The sequence below is a fragment of the Rhodococcus sp. P4_B6 genome (genome assembly GCF_056402215.1).
Genome location: NZ_JBFUHV010000374.1, coordinates 1 through 2,969, shown reverse-complemented (window position 1 = coordinate 2,969; position 2,969 = coordinate 1). Strand labels below are relative to the sequence as shown.

Annotated in this window: 4 protein-coding genes; all 4 read right to left on the bottom strand. The window is 59.6% G+C overall.

What is annotated here, in order from left to right; translation table 11 throughout:
• Positions 1-798: 798 nt before the first annotated feature.
• On the bottom strand, positions 799-1,161 hold the full coding sequence (locus AC1DWT_RS50590; RefSeq protein WP_164063567.1) for a putative quinol monooxygenase: 363 nt from the start codon (positions 1,159-1,161) through the stop codon (positions 799-801).
• Between the two features lie 127 nt (positions 1,162-1,288).
• Positions 1,289-2,119 carry a mycofactocin-coupled SDR family oxidoreductase gene (locus tag AC1DWT_RS50585; protein ID WP_095870073.1) on the bottom strand — a complete coding sequence of 277 codons (831 nt, stop codon included), beginning with the start codon at positions 2,117-2,119 and terminating at the stop codon, positions 1,289-1,291.
• A 3-nt stretch (positions 2,120-2,122) separates the two neighbouring features.
• Positions 2,123-2,476 (bottom strand): SDR family oxidoreductase, encoded by a 354-nt coding sequence (locus AC1DWT_RS50580; protein WP_095870072.1) that lies wholly within the window; start codon positions 2,474-2,476, stop codon positions 2,123-2,125.
• An 88-nt stretch (positions 2,477-2,564) separates the two neighbouring features.
• Positions 2,565-2,969, bottom strand: a 405-nt coding sequence (locus AC1DWT_RS50575; RefSeq protein WP_477926196.1) for an SDR family oxidoreductase, incomplete at its 5' end; no start/stop codon positions are given.

The window sequence follows — 2,969 nt, the reverse complement described above, 5'->3', positions numbered from 1 at the left end:
CTGTTGCGTACCCCTCGGGGAGGTTGGGAAGGGCGTACCCCATGATGAACAAATCGTAGCCGTCGAGCAGGTTGACGAGCGAGCATACTAGAACGATCGCTATTTGATACGGCGTCATGGACGCCATCGAGCGAGCCCCATTGAGGGTCATGCCGACTCCTTCTCGAGTCACGGGTTGATCCGACTTGGTTGAATCCCCGAGATGCCGTCGACGGGGAGTCTCGGGGAACGGGGCGGATGTGTTGATCGCCCGGAATCGGACGGTCTGGTCTCGGCGGTCGCTGAAGCACTGTCACCGGTTCATTGCCTGGATCCCCACGCGTGGAGCGCTAGCCCGACATTGGTTGAAGTAGTTTGACAGTGGTTGTTGAGCGTGTAAGCCCGCTGGACCCCGAAGTTGTCTCCGCGAATTCGACGGAGGGTCGGGCGGAGGCTGCGGCCCGGAATGCTTGGGCTAGGAGGTTGCGCGGTTCGCCTCGGCCGGGGCATCGGTGAATGACTGACGGCTAGACGGCTCGTGTTGTGTGCCGCTCGCTGCCACGGCTAAATATCTTGCATTGGCTCGTGCAAGAGCGATATTTGTAAAGATTCTTTGGATCGATTCGGTGGCGCGGCGGGGTGTGATCAGACTGACACATGCAATGACAGCATGAATGATGAGCAACGGCATTTGGGAGGCCTTCTAGGTTTGCGGCGCGATGCCGAGTGGGGGAACGGGATACCCCTCGCACGGAGGGTCCGATTCTACCTTCTGCACCAGCACGGCCGTCAGAAGACTCATAGGACAGGGACGTAGGGTCAACCGGGGCAGTCAGTCGAGATTGCTGCCACGGAGCGGATGGGCTGGAGAGGGATGATTTCGAGGTTCGACTGCAGCAATGTCGTACTATCGGCGAAAAATGCTTTCATGTAGGGTTTTTCGAGGTGCTCACGGATTGCGGCACCGTTAGCGTAGAGCTCGTAGAATGCGATGCTGTCGGGCCTGGATGCATCATGATGGATCTCGTACACAAGGATGCCGGGCTCGGCGCGACTCGGGTCTCCCAGGGAGAGCATCCGCTCCATCAGGATGTGGCGTGTTCCTTCCTTGGCTCGCGCGTAACCGTAAAACGCAACCGGTGTCTCGCTGGACAACAACTCGGCGGGGACGATCTCTGACACGGCATACCTTCCTATCAGCCCGCATCGAGCGAACAACGCCCTCGAGCGCGGGTTCGAATCGAACCTGGGGTGGCGAACCATCGCAGCTTCCTGACCACCGAAGACGGTGCACAACAGGTGCGCAAAACTACAGAAGCGGATATCCAGCGGTAACCTCCAGCTGGGTTCCGGTGACGAATCGGCCACTCTCCCCTACCAAGTACAGGACGGCGCGGGAGATGTCGGCCGGGTCCACCCACGGTGTATCGAGTGCAGCGAGTGTCTGGAACACGGGTTCGACGCTGTGGCGCGTGGGTTGATCCACGTCCGGCGCGAAGAGATCGTAGATCATCGAGTTCTGGATCATCGGGGTATCGCAATTGGTCGGGTGGATGACGTTCACCCGAATCTGATGGCGTGCCAGTTCTTTGGCCAAAGACTTTGCTACACCGACAACACCGTGCTTCGAGGCGATGTAGTGCACCATCGACTCAACGGGAGTAAGGGTACTGGCCGAACCTATGAATACCATCGATCCACCGCGTCCACCATCGACAATATGCTTCGAGGCGGCCTGCGCCGAGAAGAACGCGCCGGACAAGTTTGTGCCCACCACGGTGTTCCACTGCTCGGGCGTGATCGATTCTGCCGCGGTGATTTCGCATACGCCGGCATTGAGCACCGCGATGTCCAGTCGCCCCAGATCGCGTACCGCCCTCTCGACACCCTCCGCAACCGCGGACGGATCGCGCACATCGCATTCGAGGCGGTAAGCACGCTGTCCGTACTTCTCCACAAGACCGACCGTTTCGTCGAGGTCCTCTGCCGTCGACGTCGGATATGGCACGGTTGCAACCTGTCTGCAGATGTCGAGCACGATGACGTCCGCGCCCGACTCAGCGAGGAAGGTGGCGTGCGAACGGCCCTGCCCTCGGGCCGCCCCGGTGACCAGAGCGACTTTGCCTGTCAGGTCATGCATTCTCTATCTCCCCGTCCGATCGACTCGCAGGTCGGTCTTCTCGTGATCTGTTGTCGTAGAATAGATATTGTTGCCGCGGAGCCGTTCGGTGTTACCCGTTCGGTTTCTTGCGGTTTGTACTCCCCAGGGTTCACGCAATGTTGTTGGCGAGAGCCCGGCAGAAACGTGCAACACTTCGCCGGTGACCATGCGAGCGTCGTCTGACAGGAGGTGCCGGTAGGCGTTGGAGACGTCCTGGCAGTCCACACCTGCGACGTCGAGCGGATGCATGGTTTTCATTCGTTCGATCATCTGCTCGCGCTTCGGGTTCTCGATGTCCGGGCAGAAGAGTTTGTAGGCTTCCTCGTTGTTGTTCATCGAGGGAAGGTCACCGGAGTGACATTCGTCGKGGCCACACAATTGGCGCGTATACCGTATTCGCCGTATTCCATTGCTAGGGTCTTCATCAGTCCGATCCTGCCCACTTCGAGGCGCCGCAGTCCGAGATGTGGGGGTAGGCGGCGCGGCCTGCGGTGGACGAGGTGATCACGATGTTGCCTTTGCGCTTCGCGACCATGTGCGGCAGGGCGGCGCGACACACGTTGAAGACGCCGGTCAGGTTGGTATCAATGACCGTACGCCACTGTTCGGGCGAGATGTCTGCCAGCTTGCCGAATTTCAGGATGATACCTGCACTGTTCAGCAGGTGAACGATTTGTCCGAGTTCATCGATCGTCTGTCGCGCAGCGTCCACCATAGCTTCGTCATCGCGAACATCCGCGACGATGCTGATGCACTTACGTCCCACGTCGGAAACCATGGCGCGGGCCTGTTCCAACTCCTCCTCGGAGCCGCCTGGGTAGTTCTGCCC

What these genes read in the sequence shown, in the direction of transcription:
- AC1DWT_RS50585 (WP_095870073.1), bottom strand. Translation starts at nt 2,119, where the DNA reads ATGCATGACCTGACAGGCAAAGTCGCTCTGGTCACCGGGGCGGCCCGA.
- AC1DWT_RS50580 (WP_095870072.1), bottom strand. Translation starts at nt 2,476, where the DNA reads ATGAACAACAACGAGGAAGCCTACAAACTCTTCTGCCCGGACATCGAG.